The organism is Burkholderia sp. Ac-20392 (assembly GCF_017104585.1).
In the GTDB taxonomy this organism is placed as follows: domain Bacteria; phylum Pseudomonadota; class Gammaproteobacteria; order Burkholderiales; family Burkholderiaceae; genus Burkholderia; species Burkholderia lata.
This window is the reverse complement of the sequence record NZ_JAAGPB010000025.1, coordinates 1-19,493: the sequence shown is the minus strand read 5'-3', so window position 1 is coordinate 19,493 and position 19,493 is coordinate 1. Positions and strand designations below refer to the sequence as shown.

The 19,493-nt window shown below is 60.8% G+C and carries 19 protein-coding genes, 1 pseudogene and 1 riboswitch; of the genes and pseudogenes, 15 read left to right on the top strand and 5 right to left on the bottom strand.

Annotation, left to right across the window (positions count from 1 at the left end; translation table 11 throughout):
* Nucleotides 1–14: 14 nt before the first annotated feature.
* The 8 genes from G3N99_RS06060 to G3N99_RS06025 all read left to right on the top strand — a co-directional run bounded on the left by G3N99_RS06060 (nucleotide 15) and on the right by G3N99_RS06025 (nucleotide 6,832).
* Entirely contained in the window at nucleotides 15–1,034 is a 1,020-nt protein-coding gene (locus G3N99_RS06060; RefSeq protein ID WP_174938038.1) for a hydroxyquinol 1,2-dioxygenase, read from the top strand.
* A gap of 45 nt (nucleotides 1,035–1,079) precedes the next feature.
* Nucleotides 1,080–2,546, top strand: a complete 1,467-nt coding sequence (locus G3N99_RS06055) for an aldehyde dehydrogenase family protein (RefSeq protein WP_206121902.1) — start codon at nucleotides 1,080–1,082, stop codon at nucleotides 2,544–2,546.
* Nucleotides 2,547–2,554: 8 nt separating this feature from the next.
* Nucleotides 2,555–3,622, top strand: a complete 1,068-nt coding sequence (locus tag G3N99_RS06050) for a maleylacetate reductase (RefSeq protein WP_206121901.1) — start codon at nucleotides 2,555–2,557, stop codon at nucleotides 3,620–3,622.
* Between the two features lie 28 nt (nucleotides 3,623–3,650).
* Complete coding sequence (locus G3N99_RS06045) at nucleotides 3,651–3,794, top strand: hypothetical protein (RefSeq protein WP_241011498.1); 144 nt, start codon at nucleotides 3,651–3,653, stop codon at nucleotides 3,792–3,794.
* A gap of 5 nt (nucleotides 3,795–3,799) precedes the next feature.
* Nucleotides 3,800–4,111 (top strand): YciI family protein, encoded by a 312-nt coding sequence (locus G3N99_RS06040; RefSeq protein WP_166955054.1) that lies wholly within the window; start codon nucleotides 3,800–3,802, stop codon nucleotides 4,109–4,111.
* A 3-nt stretch (nucleotides 4,112–4,114) separates the two neighbouring features.
* Nucleotides 4,115–4,450, top strand: coding sequence for a Rieske (2Fe-2S) protein (locus G3N99_RS06035; RefSeq protein ID WP_011356326.1), 336 nt, complete (start codon nucleotides 4,115–4,117; stop codon nucleotides 4,448–4,450).
* 197 nt (nucleotides 4,451–4,647) lie between these two features.
* Nucleotides 4,648–5,736, top strand: coding sequence for a porin (locus G3N99_RS06030; protein ID WP_206121900.1), 1,089 nt, complete (start codon nucleotides 4,648–4,650; stop codon nucleotides 5,734–5,736).
* Nucleotides 5,737–6,040: 304 nt separating this feature from the next.
* Nucleotides 6,041–6,832: a hypothetical protein gene (locus tag G3N99_RS06025; RefSeq protein ID WP_206121899.1), complete on the top strand. Its 792-nt coding sequence runs from the start codon at nucleotides 6,041–6,043 to the stop codon at nucleotides 6,830–6,832.
* 693 nt (nucleotides 6,833–7,525) lie between these two features.
* Here the strand turns inward: G3N99_RS06025 and G3N99_RS06020 are convergent.
* Nucleotides 7,526–8,122, bottom strand: a complete 597-nt coding sequence (locus G3N99_RS06020; protein ID WP_206121898.1) for a 7-cyano-7-deazaguanine synthase — start codon at nucleotides 8,120–8,122, stop codon at nucleotides 7,526–7,528.
* Nucleotides 8,119–9,318 (bottom strand): PfkB family carbohydrate kinase, encoded by a 1,200-nt coding sequence (locus G3N99_RS06015; RefSeq protein ID WP_206121897.1) that lies wholly within the window; start codon nucleotides 9,316–9,318, stop codon nucleotides 8,119–8,121. The genes G3N99_RS06020 and G3N99_RS06015 overlap by 4 nt, the downstream gene beginning before the upstream one ends.
* A 978-nt stretch (nucleotides 9,319–10,296) precedes the next feature.
* Between G3N99_RS06015 and G3N99_RS06010 the strand changes: the two genes are divergently transcribed.
* From G3N99_RS06010 to G3N99_RS41790, 5 genes and pseudogenes are all read left to right on the top strand, one after another.
* Nucleotides 10,297–11,658 carry a deoxyguanosinetriphosphate triphosphohydrolase gene (locus G3N99_RS06010; RefSeq protein WP_206121896.1) on the top strand — a complete coding sequence of 454 codons (1,362 nt, stop codon included), beginning with the start codon at nucleotides 10,297–10,299 and terminating at the stop codon, nucleotides 11,656–11,658.
* Nucleotides 11,659–12,141: 483 nt separating this feature from the next.
* Nucleotides 12,142–12,245: riboswitch (SAM-I-IV-variant riboswitch) on the top strand.
* A gap of 42 nt (nucleotides 12,246–12,287) precedes the next feature.
* The gene (locus G3N99_RS06005) at nucleotides 12,288–12,644 is read left to right on the top strand and encodes a hypothetical protein (RefSeq protein ID WP_206121895.1); all 357 of its coding nucleotides are present in this window, start codon (nucleotides 12,288–12,290) and stop codon (nucleotides 12,642–12,644) included.
* A 253-nt stretch (nucleotides 12,645–12,897) separates the two neighbouring features.
* A pseudogene (locus G3N99_RS41795) lies at nucleotides 12,898–13,032 on the top strand (AraC family transcriptional regulator); the annotation flags it as partial.
* Between the two features lie 247 nt (nucleotides 13,033–13,279).
* Nucleotides 13,280–14,092 (top strand): hypothetical protein, encoded by an 813-nt coding sequence (locus tag G3N99_RS06000; protein ID WP_206121894.1) that lies wholly within the window; start codon nucleotides 13,280–13,282, stop codon nucleotides 14,090–14,092.
* A 66-nt stretch (nucleotides 14,093–14,158) separates the two neighbouring features.
* Entirely contained in the window at nucleotides 14,159–14,590 is a 432-nt protein-coding gene (locus tag G3N99_RS41790) for a helix-turn-helix domain-containing protein (protein WP_241011496.1), read from the top strand.
* On the opposite strand, the gene glmS is transcribed toward G3N99_RS41790, so the two are convergent.
* Entirely contained in the window at nucleotides 14,568–16,397 is a 1,830-nt protein-coding gene (glmS, locus tag G3N99_RS05990) for a glutamine--fructose-6-phosphate transaminase (isomerizing) (RefSeq protein WP_174981509.1), read from the bottom strand. The genes G3N99_RS41790 and glmS overlap by 23 nt on opposite strands.
* A 156-nt stretch (nucleotides 16,398–16,553) precedes the next feature.
* Here glmS and G3N99_RS05985 point away from each other — a divergent pair, with 156 nt between their 5' ends.
* Complete coding sequence (locus G3N99_RS05985; protein ID WP_021160045.1) at nucleotides 16,554–17,045, top strand: Lrp/AsnC family transcriptional regulator; 492 nt, start codon at nucleotides 16,554–16,556, stop codon at nucleotides 17,043–17,045.
* Nucleotides 17,046–17,050: 5 nt separating this feature from the next.
* On the opposite strand, the gene panB is transcribed toward G3N99_RS05985, so the two are convergent.
* Entirely contained in the window at nucleotides 17,051–17,920 is an 870-nt protein-coding gene (panB, locus tag G3N99_RS05980; protein WP_206121893.1) for a 3-methyl-2-oxobutanoate hydroxymethyltransferase, read from the bottom strand.
* A 77-nt stretch (nucleotides 17,921–17,997) separates the two neighbouring features.
* Here panB and G3N99_RS05975 point away from each other — a divergent pair, with 77 nt between their 5' ends.
* Nucleotides 17,998–18,816: a helix-turn-helix transcriptional regulator gene (locus G3N99_RS05975; protein ID WP_174981515.1), complete on the top strand. Its 819-nt coding sequence runs from the start codon at nucleotides 17,998–18,000 to the stop codon at nucleotides 18,814–18,816.
* A 19-nt stretch (nucleotides 18,817–18,835) separates the two neighbouring features.
* On the opposite strand, the gene G3N99_RS05970 is transcribed toward G3N99_RS05975, so the two are convergent.
* The gene (locus tag G3N99_RS05970) at nucleotides 18,836–19,369 is read right to left on the bottom strand and encodes a methylated-DNA--[protein]-cysteine S-methyltransferase (protein ID WP_174940009.1); all 534 of its coding nucleotides are present in this window, start codon (nucleotides 19,367–19,369) and stop codon (nucleotides 18,836–18,838) included.
* Between the last annotated feature and the right edge of the window lie 124 nt (nucleotides 19,370–19,493).

The window sequence follows — 19,493 nt, the reverse complement described above, 5'->3', positions numbered from 1 at the left end:
CCAGGAGACACGTTATGGCCACTCTCGACACCCTCGACACGTCCGCAGGTTTTGCCGCCGATCTGGTGCGCTCGACCGAAGCCGATGCCGTCACCGGCTACCGCCGCTTCCAGCTCGGCGCATTCGAATTCCAGCGCGACGAATATTTCGTGAAGATCTGCTGGCCCGCGAAAGGCCAGACCCGCACGCATGCGATGCCGGCTGACGCGTTCCTGCGCGCGATGATGCGCGACGTGGCGTGGGGCTTCTTCTACGGCTGGGTGAACTTCGACCACGTGTTCGGCACACGCAATCACTACGGCAAGGTGGACATGTATGCGGGCACCTTCAACGGCATCCTGAAGGACGCCGGGGTCGACTACACCGAGACCTTCGAAACGCCCACGATCATGGCGACCTTCAAGGCGATGCTGCACGACTGGACGAACGAAGGCTTCGATCCGTTCGCGGCGCCCGAGGAAACCGGTACGGCGTTCGGACGCAAGCACGGCGACAACGGCTCGGCGATCGAGCGGACGCGGATCGCGACGCGCCGCATGCCGGGCCTCGAAGGCGATTCGCCGCTGCGCGACGACCTGCCGGTCAACCGCGCGTTCCTCGACGTCGCGCAGGACGAACCGGAAGTGCATGTCGAACCGGGCTTCGAAGGCGAGCTGCACGCGTTCAACCTGTTCAAGTACCTGTCGCGCTCGGACGTGACGTGGAATCCGTCGGTCACGTCGGTGTGCGGGCGCAGCCTGTTCTGCCCGACCACCGAGGAATTCATCCTGCCGGTGTTCCATGGCAACGACCGCGTCGAATGGTTCCTGCAACTGTCCGACGAAATCGTGTGGGACATCGGCGACAAGAACACCGGCGCGCCGCGCGCACGCGTGACGATGCGCGCGGGCGACATCTGCGCGATGCCCGCCGACATCCGGCATCAGGGCTATTCCACGAAGCGGTCGATGCTGCTGGTCTGGGAGAACGCGACGCCCAACCTGCCGCAGCGCTACGAGAGCGGCGAGCTCGCGCCGTATCCGATCGCGTTCTGAGCGGCGCTTCAGTTTCCGCTTCAAGCCATACACCGAGGACGATTCATGCAAACCCAACTCTTCATCGACGGGCGTTTCGTTGACGCCGTCGACCGCGGCACGATCGACGTGCTGAATCCGCACGACGGCTCCGTCATCACGAAGATCGCGGCCGCCACCGCGGCGGACGTCGACCTGGCCGTCGAAGCCGCAACGCGCGCGTTCCCCAAATGGTCGGCGCTGCCGGCCGCCGAACGCGGCCGGTTGCTGCTGCGCCTCGCCGACGCGATCGAGGCCAACGCGGAGGAGCTGGCACAGCTCGAATCGCTGGACACCGGCCACCCGATCCGCGATTCGCGCGCGCTCGACGTGCCGCGCACGGCCGCTTGCTTCCGCTACTTCGGCGGCATGGCCGACAAGCTGCAAGGCTCGGTGATTCCGGTCGAAACCGGCTTCCTGAACTACGTGCAGCGCGCGCCGATCGGCGTCGTCGGCCAGATCGTGCCGTGGAATTTTCCGCTGATGTTCACGAGCTGGAAGATGGGCCCGGCGCTCGCGGCCGGCAACACGGTGGTACTCAAGCCGTCGGAGATCACGCCGCTGTCGACGCTGCGCATCGTCGAGCTGATGGCCGAGGTCGGGTTTCCGGCCGGCGTCGTCAATATCGTCCCCGGTTACGGGCATACGGCCGGCCAGCGGCTCGCCGAACATCCGGGCGTCGGCAAGATCGCGTTCACGGGATCGACGGCCACCGGCCGCCGGATCGTCGAAGCGTCGCAGGGCAACCTGAAGCGCGTGCAGCTCGAACTGGGCGGCAAGGGCGCCAACATCGTGTTCGACGATGCCGACCTGGACGCGGCCATCAACGGCGCCGCGTGGGCGATCTTCCACAACCAGGGGCAGGCGTGCATCGCCGGCTCGCGTCTCGTGCTGCATGAACGTATCGCTGATGCGTTCCTCGAGCGCTTCGTGGCGCTCGCGTCGTCGATCCGCATCGGCAACCCGCTCGATGCGAACACCGAGATGGGGCCGCTCACGTCGAAGCAGCACCTCGATCGCGTGCTGTCGTTCGTCGACGTCGCGCGCGAGCAGGGCGGCCGTGTGCTCACCGGCGGCAGCGCGCCGCTAGATCCGGCGCTCGCCAACGGCTACTACGTGCGCCCGACGGTCATCGAGGCAAAGAGCGCGGCCGACCGCGTCGCGCAGGAAGAAGTGTTCGGCCCGTTCGTCACGGTGCTGCGCTTCGGCAGCGACGACGAAGCGCTGGCCATTGCCAACGCAACCGAATACGGGCTGGGCAGCGGCCTCTGGACGAAGGATCTCTCGCGCGCACACAAGATGGCGTCGCGGATCAACGCGGGCATGTGCTGGATCAACTGCTACAAGCGCGTCAATCCGGGCAGCCCGTTCGGCGGCGTCGGCCAGTCGGGCTACGGCCGCGAGATGGGCTTCGAGGCGATGCACGACTACACCGAGGCGCGGTCGGTGTGGGTCAACGTCGACGGCAACGTGCCGCCGCACTTCAAGCGCTGAGGTTCGCCATGGATCGCTTCGTCTATCAGGGCACCCCTTCCCGCGTGGTGTTCGAATGGGGCGCGCTCGACAGGCTGCCGGACGAGCTGTCGACGCTCGGCGCCCGCCGTGCGCTGATCCTGTCCACGCCCGAGCAGCGGCCGCTCGCCGAGCGCGTGGAGGCGATCCTGGGCGAGCGTGCCGCCGGCATCTGCGCGCAGGCGGTCATGCATGTGCCGATCGAGGTCGCGCACGCGGCGCGCGAGATGGCCGGTGCGCTGGACGCGGACTGCTGCGTCGCGATCGGCGGCGGGTCGACGATCGGGCTGGGCAAGGCGATTGCGCTCGAATCGGTGCTGCCGATCCTGGCCGTGCCGACGACGTATGCCGGCTCGGAGATGACGCCGATCTTCGGGCTCACGGAAGGCCGGCTGAAGCGCACCGGGCGCGACGCGCGCGTGCTGCCGCGGACGGTGCTCTACGACCCGTCGCTGACGTTGTCGCTGCCGCCGGACATTTCCGCGGCATCGGGCATCAATGCGATGGCGCACGCCGTCGAGGCGCTCTACGCGGAAGACGCGAACCCGGTGATCAGCCTGATGGCGGAAGAATCGATTCGCGCGCTCGGTGAAGCGCTGCCCGTGGTCGTGCGCGATCCGGGGAACCGCGACGCGCGCAGCCGTGCGTTGTACGGTGCGTGGCTTGCGGGAACCTGCCTGGGTGCAGTCGGCATGGCACTGCACCACAAGCTGTGCCACACGCTCGGCGGCACCTTCAACCTGCCGCACGCGCAGACGCATGCGGTGATGCTGCCGCATACCGCGCACTACAACCACGCTGCCGCGCCCGATGCGCTGCGCCGCGTGGCGCGTGCGCTGGGCGGAAGCGACGCAGCCGAAGCCGGCCCGCTGCTGTTCGCGCTGAATGCACGGCTCGGCATCGCGCCGGCGCTCGCCGATCTCGGGATGCCGGAGGCCGGGCTCGACGAAGCCGCCGACCTCGCGTGCCGCAACCCGTATGCGAATCCGCGGCCAATCGAACGCGCGGCGATTCGCGCGCTACTTCAGCGCGCATGGGAAGGGCGCGCGCCGCAATGAGCGGGCGGATGCGCCAACGGAGAAAGACATGAGCCACGATCACCACGACGGCGACGCCAGGCTGACCGAGCCGGTCGTCGCCAGCGTCGACGGCACGCCGAGCCCGTGCTTACGCGTGCTGTTGCAGAGCCCCGTGCGGCATCTTCATGCGTTCGTCCTCGATCGGAGCTGACCGTCATGGCGCGATTCTTTGCGGTGTTTGCGACGGACCAGCCGGGCATGCGCGACGTGCGCGATCGCGTGCGGCCGATTCACCGGACTTACCTGCGCTCGGCCGACCAGCACGGCGTGGTGGTGCGGCTCGGTGGCCCGACGCTGGACCCGCACGGCGATGCGATGAACGGCACCCTGCTCGTCGTGGAAGCAGACGACATTCATGCGGTGATGCAGTTCGTCGGCAACGATCCGTATGTGAAGGAAGGGCTGTTCTCGCACGTGGAAGTGCGTCCGTGGGACTGGAGCCTCGGCAACCCCGAGCAGCGAGTGTGAAGCATGGACGCACGACAACTCTGCCACTTTTCCGATGTGCCCGACGGCGGTGCGCGGGTCGTCGATGAAGCCTGTATCGGACGTCCCGTGATCGTCGTGCGACGGGGCGAGCACGTGTGGGCTTATGTGAATCGTTGCCCGCACTTCTCGGTGCCGCTCGATTTCGTACCGGGTAGTGTTTCCTGTTACCGGTCGCAGGTATTGATGTGCGCCCATCACAGCGCGCTGTTCCGGTTCGACGATGGCGTGTGTATCGACGGGCCTTGCTCGGGATCGGCGCTGGAGGCCGTGGCTGTCGAGGTGGATGCCGCCGCGTGGGTCGTCTATCGAGGCGCTTGATACGCGTGCTTTGATGAAGTGCAGGCAGTGCCGTTTAATGTGACGTATATCGTATTTTGCAATCAGTAAAGCTAATCAAATTTGAGGCGCCCGGTTATCGGCGCCTGAATGATGGCGATCCCTTGTGCAGTACCGAGCGAGCACCGGCCACGTAGCAGGTGTTGGCCTCGCTTTTTCATAAAAAAGACGGAGACACAATGAAACTCAGGTTTGGAGCAGTGGCGATTCTCGCCGTGGCGCAGGGCGCATGGGCGCAGAGCAGCGTGACGATGTTCGGTTTGATCGACGCCGGCGTCTCTTATGTGAGCAACGAGGGCGGCGGAAAGAACGTCAAGTTCGACGACGGCATATTCGCGCCCAACCTCTTCGGCTTTCGCGGCACGGAAGATCTCGGCGGCGGATATCGCGCGATCTTCGCGCTCGTGAACCAGTTCTCGATGGCGAACGGCAGCATCATCGGGACCGGGATTTTCGGGCGCAACGCGTATGTGGGCCTTGAAAGCAACCGGTTCGGCAGCATCACGCTGGGCAATCAGTACGACTTCATGGTGGATTCGCTGTTTTCAAGGAACAACGCGATTTCACGGGATATCTCGGGGCTGTACGGCTTTCGCAATGGCCCGTTCCAGCGTCTCGCGCTTCCGGACAATCCGACCGGTGCATTCGATTGGGATCGCACGGCAGGCAGCAAGCCGATCGCGAATGCCGTCAAGTACAGTTCGCCGACGGTGTCGGGCTTTTCCGGCGGCGCGATGTATGCGTTCGGCGGGGTGGCCGGTTCGGTCGGCGCGGACAATGCGGTCAGCGCCGGGGTGAACTATGAGATGGGGCCGTTCGGGGTGGGCGCGGCCTACACGAACGAGAAGTACGGCCCCGCGGCCGGCGTGCCGTCCACCAGCGTTCGCAACTGGGGCGTCGGGATGCATTACGACTTCGGCGTCGTGACCGCGAATGCGCTGATGACCACCGTGCACAACTCGTTCAACGATGCCGGGGTGTGGATGGCCGAAGCGGGCGGGCTGTGGCACGTCAGGCCGGATGTCGTGCTGGGTGCGAAGTACATGTACATGAAGGGCAACGAAGCGGTGAACGACAACCACGCTCACCAGGTCAGCGTGGCGCTTCAGTACCTGTTCTCGAAGCGGACGATGGTGTATGTGTCGGCGGACTACCAGCGCGCGAACAACGGCGCGAATGCGCAGGTCAATGGTGTGCTCGATCCGAACGGGGCGTCGAGTTCCGCGAGCCAGACGGTGGCGCGGGTGGGGTTGCATACGGTGTTTTGACGGGGCGGGCGCACGCCTGCCATGGTCCGCTAGCCGTCCAGTTGCACCGGATTGGATCTCCCGTGGATACGTCCGCGTTGGTCGTGCGTGGCATACGAGTGGGCGTCTGACAAATGCTGGAGAGGTAAGAGTGTAGGTACTGCGCGAGGTGTCAAAATAAACTCACGAGTTCAGATTTTTTTTTCCTATACTCGGATGCAACCGCCTAGCTATCGAGTGGAAGTTTGGACTGATGTATGATGCGACGCCTCGCGGGTACCTCCGCGACTGCGAACGGAAAACTACCAGATACGCACCGGTCCCGATGCAAATTATGTATGCACACATCGCGGGTGAAGACCGCGAATTGACCCTACCTCCCGTTGATGACGAAGTTCTTCCCGGTATTCCTTGGGGAGCCGTTGACGAACTGATGACGCCTGCATATTGGCGTGGCCAAGCTTGGCAACATACCGAATCAGGTAGCTTTTGCGATTTTCGCCTTGGCCGTTCGCTCGAGGAGGAGGTAGCGGCGTGCCTTCTCGGCGGCTGGGGGATGCCAGCCGAATTGGCGCTCGCGGCCTACGCGCGTATTCGCGACAGGGAGCTATTGCACGCAGGAACGACCGCCCAGGAGCTTGAGAATGTGTTGAGTGAGCCGTTCGTTTATCAAGGCCGTGAGCGCAAGTATCGTTTCATTAAGCAGAAGGCCCGCTATCTTAGTGTTTGTCTTGCCCGATTGGATGGTTTCGTACCGCCAGCAGATAGCATCTCGCTCAGAGACCGCTTAAGTGAGCTACCAGGTATCGGTTTGAAGACCGCATCGTGGATCGTCCGTAATCTTCGCCCCGAAAGTGAAGTGGCTATTCTTGATATTCACATCCTGCGCGTCGGTCACCATCTTGGTCTATTCCCGGAGCACTGGCAGCCGAGTACACACTATCGGCAACTGGAGGATCGCTTCGTTACATTTGCTCGCGCAATTGGGGTATCCGCAGCAACACTCGACGGCTTGATGTGGGATCACATGCGACGCCTGTCGGCCATCATGCGGAGGTCGCGTGCACAATCGGAGCAATTTGAGTTGTTCTCCGATGAAGGTGTGAATATTCATTGACCGATACGCTGCCGTTAAGAATGCAGCGAATCTCAGTAGGCTTGGCTACTGTTGGATGACCATCCGATTGCAGCGGCACCGACCGCAAGGAGTTGGTCACTTGAGGGAAGCGATGAGGTGATTTCGCCCCCGAGAATACCAAGAGGGCAAAAACCCAAACCGAATAATTCGGCGACGAGAGCTAGTGTCTGGAGCAAGGCTCCGGCGTCACGCCACACTAGCGTTTCACAGTTCGTATATGCGCTGCGAGGACGAGCCAAATCTGCTACGAGCGCGAGGAACATTCCGTTTGCATTCGGCAGGATCACACGACATTTCGCTGTCCAAATGTTGCATATTTCCTTTGGGAAGGTCAGCGTCTCGAGCAGACTATTTTCAGCGTTGACACGATAGACGCGCGAATCGTCGAATAGCAACACCGAGATTGGATGTAGCGCGCCCGCTGACAAGGTCGGCCGTCGACTACGGCGCAGCGCTTCGCTTTCTTGGAGAAATCGCGGTATTAGAGCGTACAAAAGGGCACCGACGACCAAGTCCACGGGAGCAGATTCTAGTTCGCGTGTCGAGCGTCTTTGCTCAAAAACGTCAACGAAGGGTCTCTGAATTGGGGCCTTGAATGATTCGAATCGTGCGCTCGATTCGACCGGCCAGGCGTAGTCCGAGCACGGACCATCGCCTAGCGGTTGCGGGTCATCAATACGGATCAAGACCCAAATCCTCCAATGTTTCGTAATGCTTTCTGCAGCCACGGCACATTCCGCATGCTTCGCTTGATACGTGGCAAGAATGAGCCCATGCAAGTAGATCCAGCGGAATCTCCGATACTTGAATGAGTTCTGGTCCGCTGAGATGGATAGCGGGTGCTTCGAGCGTGATATTACCTTCTTGGCAACTCAGAGCGGCACTCATCGCAGCGATGAATTCGGGTTTGCCGTCGGCGTGGACACCGTCCGTTCTTAGCGATCCAATTAGAAGTTTGTTGATGTTGAGGGAGACGGCCTTCATTGCAGCCAGTGTAGCCAGCATTTGGTTGCGAAATGGCCACCACTCTGGCACTGGGGCAAGAGTGGCAGGGGCCCGACCCGCCATGTCGCCACTGCCTAGGGCGCTCAAGTCAACATTAATTACATGATGCTCCATGCCTAAGGCTGCGCATACCGCTGCAGCTGCTCGAACTTCGGCCTCTGCAGCACGCTGGCCATAAGCTACAGTAATCCCCACATCAGGGCGCTTCCAGTAGGCAATCGCAATCGAGTCCATCCCGCCGGACAGAAGAAGGGCCGTTCTCATGTTTTCCACGCAGTGTGATGAAGGGCGGTTACGAAGTCGTAGTAGATGCAGCACTCGGTGCCAGTAGCCATCTTTAGGTCCTCTTCGCTGACTGCTTGTGCGAGAGCATAGACCGGCAGATTTTTTGCACGTGCGTAACCGACCTCGAAGATAGTTCCCGCATCAAGTCCATCGACGATTGCGAATACACGATCGCAAGATTCGAGAGCCTCAATGTCCTTCGGACCGACTTCGTGCGCCGGTCCGTGGCCAACTTCGTGAACCGGGGAGAACACACAGAGTCCTAGCTCTTCTAGTGAACGCCTTGCTTCATCAACAAGCCAGCGCTGGCCAAGTGTAAAGAAGGGGCTTGCCAAATAGACCCGCCCTGGGACCGTCGTCGCAGGAGGACGAGGTTGTTTTGCCAAGACATCCGGAGTTGACACCGGTAGTGCCATCATTTCAGCGTACTGGGAAACTGCGAGCGATGCGATATTGGCCGCGTACTCTGGACTCTTATGATGTACTGCCCATTGGGCAGCGAAGATGGCTGCAAAAACATCGCCTGAACCGATAGTCCAAACACGCGAGCTTTGGTATGCGGGTACCTGCGAGGATGAACCGGAAGCGGTATAAACAAAGGCACCCACTGGACCAGACTTCACCACTACGACTTCGGCCCCCTTGTTGATGAGCGATTGAGCTGCGGCGAAAACATCCGCTATACCAGCCATTGCAATAATTTCGCTCCGGTTGGCGACGATTGCGAGATGCTGAGCTTTGCTGCCGTTGTCCCAAAATGGTTCCGGGCAAAACGCAGATTGTGGGTCATAAACGCACCATTTTGCATCTACGAGCCCTGAACCTTCTAGCATTCCGAAACGTAGAACTACGTCTGCCGTTACTAGGATTGGCACATGCGATGGAATACGAGCCAACGTCGGGGTGATAACAGGCGTTGACATGCAATGGACGTATTCGAATGATATACCGGATTTCGCAGATGTAGTTTTGACGTCGAAGTCGTAAAAACGAGCTGTTCGTTCGAACACAGATTTGACTTCATCTGCTGCGTACGTATGCAAAGTTACTTTGTCTACGTGACTGCGAAGTGCAATGGCAGCCCGGCCGCCTGATCCGACTATCTGGTCCCAGTCTGGCCAGATGCATTTTTCATGATAGACGCCGCCGACCACTGCGATTTCTGAGAGGCTCATGCTAGCCTCACGCGTACCTGACACGATCCTCCGCTCACGCTAAGGACCTCGGCGACGTAAGCCCTTCCTTTCTGGATGCATTCCATAATCTGAAGCATCGAGCGCGACGTGATGGAACCTGCAGTATTGTTCGCACTGTCCTTGGCAAGGAGCCGAGGGGGTGGACCCATCTCGAGCTCCACACTAAGCACTGCACCGACGCGTAATGTCGACAAGATCGCTGGATTCGGTGAGTTCAGCGCGGCTATTTCAGTAATGACGCATGGGTCGCTGCCACCACCGCTATCCCCATTGCCAACCCCTTGCTTGGATTCGTTTACAGGTGCCATTGGCTCTGGCCGCCAACTGTCCGAACTTCTGTTGCTTCCTGACATACTTCCCCCGATGTGTGATCGTTGTGCAAGCGAATCTCTTTTTGCGAAAAAGTGCTCACATAATAATGTAAAACAGGTTGTATCGTGATGATGCGGTACCGTGGTGCGGCTCGATATGAAAATTTGCGAGGGATGATTCTTGTCTGAATTTTTGATTTCGTCAATTGGTGGTTTGGGTGCATTCGTATCCTCTCAAAAACCTGTTGGAAATAGCAGGAGGCACTTTCGGATGGAGGTTGTGCGCCTGCGGTTAACCCTAATTCTTCATTTTTTGGCGGTCTGTTGAATTAAAAATGAAGCTCTGACGTTGCTGTGGTTGGTGCGAAAATGTCATGCAATGTCACGATGAGGAGATGATTTGCAATGAGTGAGCGTTTGCAGATCCACGAACCAAAGAGGCTCTGGGAGCCCGAACTTACCGCGTGCCAAATGCCGAGAAGTGAGTTTCTCGCCGCAGATACGAGCTGACCCGGGGGGGGCAGTGGGAGGGATGGACGAGTGAATTTTCCATGGCACAATTGTGGGCGGCGAAAGAGCATTGAGAAATCCGAGCTCGAGTAATCGAGCATATGTCTTTAACAATCTGGTCATTGACGGGGCGTATATGTCGCAAGGTATGGATTGGAGGAAGTTGTTATCTGCACGTCGGCTTGGTGCGGAGGGCAGTGCGGTAGAAGCGCCTGATGTTAGAAGCAAATTTGTCAGAGACTACGATCGGCTAATTTTTTGCTCGGCTTTTCGACGTCTTCAAGATAAGACGCAAGTTTTTCCTTTAGCCAAAAGCGACTATGTCCGTACTCGCCTAACTCACAGTCTAGAGGTTGCGTCAGTAGGACGGTCGTTGGGTTTCCTGGCCGGCGAGGCAATCAACAAAGAAGACTCTTCAACTGTAGGTTTGGTAGATCCACATTCCGTTGGGGCTATCGTGTCTGCTGCGTGCTTGGCCCATGATATCGGTAACCCACCGTTCGGTCATGCTGGCGAGTCGGCTATTCAGGAGTGGTTTGCCGCTACGGATCAAGGTGGTAGATTCAAGACTCGTTGGAATCTTCTAAGTCGTCAGGAAATGGATCTGTTGAAGTTTGAAGGTAATGCTCAAGGGTTTCGAACAATAGCTCGGGTCCAGAACCCGGATGAGCGTGGTGGTATGCAGTTGACGCATGCAGTATTAGCCAGTTTTACGAAATACCCTCGAGAATCGATAGTTGACAAAGGGCATGCTGGAATCAGTGGGAAAAAATTTGGATTTATGCAGTCCGAGCGGGACCTCTTCGAGGAGGTTGCATCAGATGTGGGGCTTATTCGTAAGCCTGGCGGAGCACTTGCGTGGTATCGGCATCCGTTGGCATTTCTTGTGGAGGCAGCCGATGATATTTGCTATCACGTGATGGACATTGAGGATGGGTTTCGTGCAGGCGCACTGTCGTTCGACGAGTTGCGTGCCCTACACGAGCCTTGGCGTGATGCTGAAACTGATGTGCGTGCAGACCGTATTACTGACAAGCATCGTCGGGCGGAGTTTTATCGTGCCAAGACAGTCGGGAGGTTGATTAACGAATTTGTCGTGGTATTCCGGGAGAAGTTGGCTGATATATTGACAGGGAGTTTCGATGATGAATTGTCTAAGCATATTTTACACGTAACCCAGTTTGAGGCGTTCAAGCGTCTCGCTCGTGATAGAGTGTACAACTCGCGAGCGGTTGTGGAGATTGAGGCCTGCGGTTTTGAGGTCATATCGGGATTGTTGTCGGCGTTTGTGGCGGCAGTCGATGATTTCGCCATCAGAGGCAGCATGAGTAACGTTCGATCGAAAACATTGCTTCGATTGATGCCGATTGATGTAAACGTACTTTGTGATTGGGATGCGTACACTCGCGTGGTTCACGTAACTGATTTCATTTCTGGTATGACTGACTCGTATGCTCTGGAGTTATATCAGCGGATTCGTGGAATATCACTATCATGATGCGTATTATTGTTTGGTTGTTTGTGGGTTAATTTTAATGGTTTTCGTAATTTCAATTTTATTTAATTGATGGGGGATTTAATAATTTGTTGCGAGTGAGGATTGGGGGCCGGGTGTGTGGGGTGTCAGGATTTTGGTGTTCAAGGCGGGTTGAGATTCACGCTGATGTTCGAACGAATCGATCCTCAGAAAGGAGGGCGCACTGGTTCATAGCCGCCCTCCAATCATGAGCAGCGCCCCCCAATCGGCAGTGATGTCGCGCCGTACTGGTACATCGGGCTATTTCTCATCTTCCTTTATTGCATCATTCCAGTCCGCTAGCATCTGCCGTCCGCTCGCAAATTTGCCCGTCCACGGGCTCCGTCTAGTGTGTGCGCCGGATCGGCGACACTATCCGCCCGAAGTGCTGCTCTCCCGGCACTTCTTGCCCACCACCAATTTTCCGATATAATGAACCAACGTTCGGAATGTCGAACGTGTGAAGTCAAGCATCCAGAGTCGGATTCTCCGACGCCAACCTGCCCTCCCGGGCAAGGTGGACGCCTCTGAGGCGATGCGGCCGATTTACGGCAACGAAACGGGAGCAGCATGGCTGGCACCGGTTCGATAACCAATCATCCGGAGCAACCATGAGCCAAATTTCCTCCGCTTCCCGCCCCGCAGTCTGTGAAGACTGGTCGCACTTCCTTCCCGGTTTCACGCTGACGCATACGGTTCATCTCGTCTCGAGACGGAATCCAGGCATCGTCTCGACCGCGGCGGCTGTGCTCGAAGGTGAAACTGCTACGGTTGATCGCTGGGCCATCACCCGCTGTGGTGACGTTCTCGAGCAAAAGATCGTTCTCGGCGAAATGACGGAAGGGCAAGCGGTGCGGCTGCGTGAACGACTTGCCGCGCTCGATGGTGTACTGCGCACGAGGGTGGAGCATCATTTCGTGCGGGATGGGTCAGTTGCGTCCGAGAAGGCGTCGGGGAGCGGTTGTTAGGCGATGGCAGTGCGACCTGTCGCTCCTGCGCTTGAACGTTTCTCACTGCCAGCCAAGCTAACGAGCGTTCACATACGACTTCCTCGACATGTTTCCGAGACGTAGCCTTCAAAACCAAAGTGCCAGTGTCATCTGGTAGCCAGAACGCTTGAGCGACGCGTTCGACCGCCCGGAGATTTCCTCGCCGCGCCGAGCACCCGTCAATGCATAGAGCCCGACGGCGTGTATCCGTGCGTGAATCGGGTGTTCGATCGGCGGCGAACCGGTCGATCTCGCGGAGTGGGCTCATGCGCTCGGGTATGTCGATCAGGCGCATTTCACGCGCGATTTCCGCAAGCTGGTGGGGAAGGCGCAGGCGGAATACAGGCGGGAGGATCGGCAGGCGTGAGGTTGCGGTTTCGCGACGGGCAACTGGATGTCACGGCCCCCGCCCGTCGCGCCGCTGCTCGCTTGTCGTGGATTGTTGTAGTCTGGGCAATACGATAGTGTGGCGCGCCGGCCTGCCGCCGACCTGACAATGAACCTATGATGTGTCGCGCAGGCGATCGGTGAACCCGAACGGTGGGTACGTTACCGATCGTTTGATCCTGCCGATCTCATAGTCGATCGATCCGCCAGAAAGCCAGGAGTTTGTCGTGTTTCAACGGAGATCCATGTTGGGCCGTCTGAATGTCGCGTGCGTCGTCGCCGTGGCGATCATGCTGGCCCCAGTCGCGACGCGTGCAGCGGCCGACCATGTCAACGAAACGGCGAGCGTCGCGCCTGCCGTTTCGGCCAACACGTCGCTCGCGCGGCCGATTGTCGGCGACGATCCGGTTGCGATTCGGGAAGCACTGGAGAAACTGCACGTCAAAGGCGCGTCCCCGTCCCTGAGCGATCGCGTCCGCAGCCTGATCCCCGGCGTGGCCGACAAGCATGGCCAGAACGCCGACCTGGCCGCGGTCAACCTGGATCGTGAGGTAACTTTCCTGGTGCCGGTGACGTACGGGCTGCGATATCAGTCGCAGAAGCATCTGTTGAAGGTGAACGTCGACCTGGTCGACGCCGACGGCGAAGGCCGGACAGGCATCCTGCTCAGAAAGGTCATTACCGGGCCGCGAGGGCGAGGGCTCGTGATCGCACCCGAGGCGAAGGCAAAAGGCTATATCCAGCAGATCGACATCATCGAACTCGATCCCGGAAAAGGCAGGAAGTCCACCGTGCGCGGCCGCGTGAGGCTGTCACCCGCTGCGTACGCGCAAACGCATGGCGGGTTCGCGTTCGCTCTTTCCGGGCGTCTGGTCCGGCCGTACCTGACCGAACACATCGAGCACGCCGAGCCGAGCAACGACGAGCCGACCGACATCACGACGAGGACTTCGAGGTTGTACCTGGATATCGAATCCATTTCGCTCGTGAGTCAGGCGAACGGTGCGGTGTTGTTGAAGAAGCTGAGTCTGTCGAAGTAGAGGGTTTCTTGCGCGAGTCTTTGGCCGGTAAAGAGGCGCCGCAACGGAACATTCAAGCGTGCGGGGTTGAGCGAGCGCACGCTGCGGCAGCGTTTTTCCAGCGATGTGGGCGTGATGCCGAAGCGGGTGATCTGTCGATACCGATTGCATGAGGCCACCGACCGGCTCGCCGGCGGCGAGCAGGTCGATCTCGCGGAACTGGCTCATGGCCTCTCGGGTATCTCGATCAGGCTCACTGGGCGCGCGATATCCGCACGCTGGCGGGGAAGACTCGGGCGGAGTATCGGCGGGAGCATGGTCGCAGGTGACGCCGCGGCACACGGCGGTGCCGCCACGTCAGGCCGGATTGTGCTGCTGCGGAAACAGGGCGACGTCAGCCTGACCGTTGCCCGGCTGCGATGCGGGCAAGTCATTCCGGAAGACTTCTCGCGCTGCGCGTTGTCATGCCCGACCCGAATCACTGATTCGGAGACCCTCACTCCACCGTCACCGACTTAGCCAGATTCCGCGGTTTATCAATATCCGTCCCCCGCGCCAATGCAGCGTGATACGCCAACAGTTGCATCGGCACCGTATGCAGAATCGGCGAAAGCGGCCCGTAGTACTCGTTCAACCGAATCACCTCGATTCCTTCACTCGGCACCAACCCGCAGTCCACGTCCGCGAACACAAAAAGCTTGCCATTCCGCGCACTGACCTCATGCATGTTCGACCGGAGCTTTTCGAGCAGCATGTCGTTCGGCGCAACCGCAATCACCGGCATCTCGTTACTCACCAGCGCAAGCGGCCCATGCTTCAGCTCCCCCGCCGGATAAGCCTCTGCATGAATATACGAAATCTCCTTCATCTTCAGCGCGCCTTCCAGCGCGATCGGATAGTGCATCCCGCGCCCGAGAAACAGCATGTTGTCGCGTCGTGCGAGCAGTTCCGACCAAGCCATGATCTGCGGCTCGAGCGCGAGCACCTTCGACATCGCATCCGGCAGATGCCTTAGCGCACGCAGATGCTCCTTCTCCTCGTCGTCGCTTAACCGCCCACGCACCTGCGCAAGCGACAGCGTCAGCAGAAACAACGCAACGAGCTGCGTCGTAAAAGCCTTCGTCGAGGCCACCCCGATCTCGATGCCCGCGCGCGTGACGAATTGCAGCGCACATTCCCGCATCAACGCACTCGTCGCGACGTTGCAGATCGCGAGCGTGTGCATCATTCCAACCCGCTTGGCGACATGCACGGCACCCAGCACATCAGCCGTCTCGCCGCTCTGCGACACCGCGACAACGAGCGTACGCGGATTCGGCACACTGTCGCGATACCGAAACTCGCTCGCAATTTCCACGCTGGCCGGCAGCTTCGCGATGCTCTCGATCCAGTACTTCGCCGTAAGCGCCGCGTGATAACTGCCGCCACACGCGAGCAACAGCACCGAATCGACATCATTGAACACGCGCCACGCGCCATCACCAAACAACTCCGGCATGATCGAAGACACATCGAGCAACGTATCGGCCACCGCCTGCGGCTGCTCGAAGATCTCCTTCTGCATGTAGTAGCGATACGACCCGAGATCGGCCGCACCGCTATGCGCGGCGACCCGCTGCACTGCACGCTCGACGCGCTGGCCGGCCGCATCGACGATCCAGTAGCGATGCAACTGGATATCGGCAACATCACCGTTCTCGAGGTACGCGATGCGATCCGTGATCCCCGACAAAGCAATCGCATCCGATGCCAGAAAATTCTCGCCTTCGCCGACCCCGACAACGAGCGGCATCCCGTCGCGCGCACCGACGATCCGGTGCGGCTCGTCGCGGCACATCACCGCGATCGCATAGCTGCCGCGCAGTCGCGCGACCGCACCCCGTACCGCATCGAACAGATCACCGTCGTAAAGATGGTCGATCAGGTGCGCGATCGCCTCACTATCAGTCTGGCTCGCGAACACATAGCCATGCGCCTGCAATTCCGCACGCAGCTGATCGCAGTTCTCGATGATCCCGTTATGCGACAGCGCGATGCGCGCATTGGCGTCGCTCGGCGAGAAGTGCGGATGGGCGTTGAGCGTGACGGGTGCGCCATGCGTGGCCCAGCGCGTATGCGCAATGCCGGTGTAGCCCGACAGCGCCTGTTCGGCGATCTCGCGCTGCAGGTTGGCGACACGATCGACGCTGCGGGCGCGCGCCAGCGCCCGGTCGCGGTAGACCACGACGCCGCACGAATCGTAGCCGCGGTATTCGAGCCGCTTCAGGCCGTCGACCAGGTTCGGCAGGATGTCCCGCTGGGCGACCGCCCCGACAATTCCACACATATCGCGCTCCGTAAATGTCCTGTCTGGATCAGTGAGAGCGATGGTAGGGCGAGTGATATGGAATTAAATTTCAAAATACGACAACAAATGAAACGAATGATGGATCAGCTATCATGTTGAAATTAAATTTCACGTCCTGACCGAAAGGAGCCGCCGATGGCCGGCATCACCCTCGACGATCTCGACCTGCGCATCCTCGCGATCCTGCAGGACGACGCGTCGGTGTCGAACCTGCAACTGGCCGAGCGCGCGCTGTCGTCGCCGCCCACCTGCATGCGCCGCGTGCGGCGGCTGACGGAAGCCGGCGTGATCCGCCGGCAGGTCGCCGTGCTCGATCCAGTGGCGATCGGCACGGCCGTCACCGCGTTGATCGAGATTAGCCTCGACCGACAGACGGCGGAAGACTACGACGCGTTCGAAGCGTACGTGTGCGCGGAGCCGGCCGTTACGCAGTGTTATCGCGTGTCGCCGGGGCCCGATTTCGTGGTGGTGGCGGATCTGGCCGACGTCGCCGAATACGACGAATTCGCGCGGCGGCTGTTCACCGGCGCATCGAACGTCCGCAACGTGCGGACGTTCTTCTCGACGCATCGCGCGAAATTCGAAGCGAACGCGCGGGTCACCCACGCGATGCGCAAGCGCGCGTAATGCCGTCAGGCAGCAGCAGCGGCGTCAGCGTCAGCCGCGCCCACCAGTTGCAGCGGCTTGCCATACCCGAAGCAATGCGCGGGTTCGGGGAACACACGTTGGCGCACGTCATGTGCGTACTGGCGGATCGCGTCGCGCATCACCGCATTCGCATCGGCATAACGCTTCACGAAGCGCGGCGTGTACGCATCGAATGCGCCGATCATGTCCTCGGTCACGAGCACCTGTCCGTCGCACGCGGGCGATGCGCCGATGCCGATCGTCGGGATCGTCAGCGTTTCGGTGATATGGCGCGCGAGCGCTTCGGCCGTGCCTTCGATGACGACGCTGAACGCGCCGGCCTGTTCAGCCGAACACGCGGCGTCGAACACCTGCGCGGCCGAACGCGGGTCCATCCCCTGCGCGCGGAAGCCGCCCGTCGCGTTGGCCTGCTGCGGCATGAGGCCGACGTGCGCCATCACCGGGATGCCGCGCTCGGTCAGGAAGCGGATCGTGTCGCCCATCTCGCTACCGCCTTCTAGCTTCACGCCCTGCGCGCCGGTTTCGGCGAGCAGGCGCGCGGCGGAGCGATACGCCTGCGCGGGCGATTCCTGGTACGTCGAGAACGGCAGGTCGACGACGACGCATGCCTGCGCGGCGCCGCGCACGACGGCCGCACCGTGTGCAATCATCATGTCGAGCGTGACGCGCAGCGTATCGGGCATCCCGTACAGCACCATGCCGACGGAGTCGCCGACGATGATCACGTCGGCCACCTCGTCGACCAGCTTCGCCATCGGCGCGGAATACGCGGTCAGCGACACGAGGCTGCCGATGCCCTTGGTCGAACGGATCGTGGTGACGGTCTTGCGGGTGGTGCGGGTATGAGCGCTCATGAACGGAAGCCGTGTGAAAGAAGAGCCGCCACGGTAGCATCGCGCTCGTTCGTGCAATGACCTTCGGAGGACGTCTTATGTTGCTGGCGGGACAATCGGCTGACCCTTACGCAGTGCCGCCGATGGCGCGCCTGCCGAGGCCGCTGTACGTGCGCGCGTTCGGGATTCCCGGCAATGTGAGCATCGACGCGCACAGTCATCCGTGGGCGCAGCTGATGTATGCGACGAGCGGGGTGCTCGAGGTGTCGACGCCGTCGGGCCGGCACCTGCTGCCGCCGCACTATGCGATGTGGATCCCGCCGCACGTGCCGCATGCGGTGTCGACGCGCGATTGCGTCGCGTTCCACAGCCTGTATCTCGATGCCGCGATCGCGCGCGACGACGTGCACGACGATTGCGCGATCCTCTGCATGACGCCGCTGCTGCGCGAGCTGGTGCTCGCCACGGCCGAATTGCCGGTGAACTACGACGAGACAGGGCCGGATGGTGCGCTCGTCTGCCTGATCGCCGACCGGATCGCACGCATGCGGCAGGCGCCGCTGACGGTGCCGCTGCCGCGCGATCCGCGTCTGCTGAAAATCGCGCGGGCGTTGCATGCGTATCCGGGCGATACGCGCAATCTCGACGAATGGGGCCATCAGGTCGGTGCGACGCGTCGCACGCTGTCGCGGCTGTTCCGGCAGGACACGGGGCTGTCGTTCACCGAATGGCGGCAGGCGGTGCGGCTGCTTGCGTCGCTGCCGCTGCTCGACGCGGGCGAGCCGATCGGCGCGGTGGCCGCGCAACTGGGCTACGACTCGACGTCGTCATTCATCGCGCTGTTCCAGGCGAAATTCCAGGTGACGCCCGGCGCGTATGCGAAGCGTGAAGCGCGCCGGCCCGTGCTGAACGCCTGACGCGGCGGTACACCTCGACTCAGAACGCGAGCGCCTGCTGCACCGGATGGTGGGCGCCGCGCTCGAACCCCGCGCCTTCGAGCGACAGCAGCGCGCGCTTGCGGTCGATGCCGCCCGCATAGCCGGTCAGGCTGCCCGACGCACCGACCACGCGATGGCACGGCACCATGATCGACACCGGGTTCCGGCCGACCGCACCGCCCACGGCGCGCGCGCCGCTCATCGGCAGCCCGACGCGCTCGGTGATGTCGCCGTACGTCACGAGTTCGCCGAACGGAATCGCGAGCAGTTCCTTCCATACCCGTCGCTGAAACGCGGTGCCGCGCAAGTGGATCGGCACCGAGAACGTCTCGCGCATGCCGGTGAAGTACTCGGCGACTTCTTCCGCGACCTTGCGCGCAAGCGGCGACATCGCGAGCGCGTCCGCTTCGGTCACGATCGCAACCGACGGGAAGTATTTCTGGCCGACGAAGTAGAGGCCCGTCAGCGCATCGTCCTCGATGCGCACGGCGATGTCGCCCAGCGGGCTCGGAATCAGGTGAGCGGGAGTCATCGCAACACATCTCCATGAAGGCGCCACACGTGCAGTGCGGCATACGCGCGCCACGGCGCCCAGCGCGCCGCATGTGGCGCGGATGATGGCACACGGGCGCGTTCGGCGCGGGCGGGCAGCCACA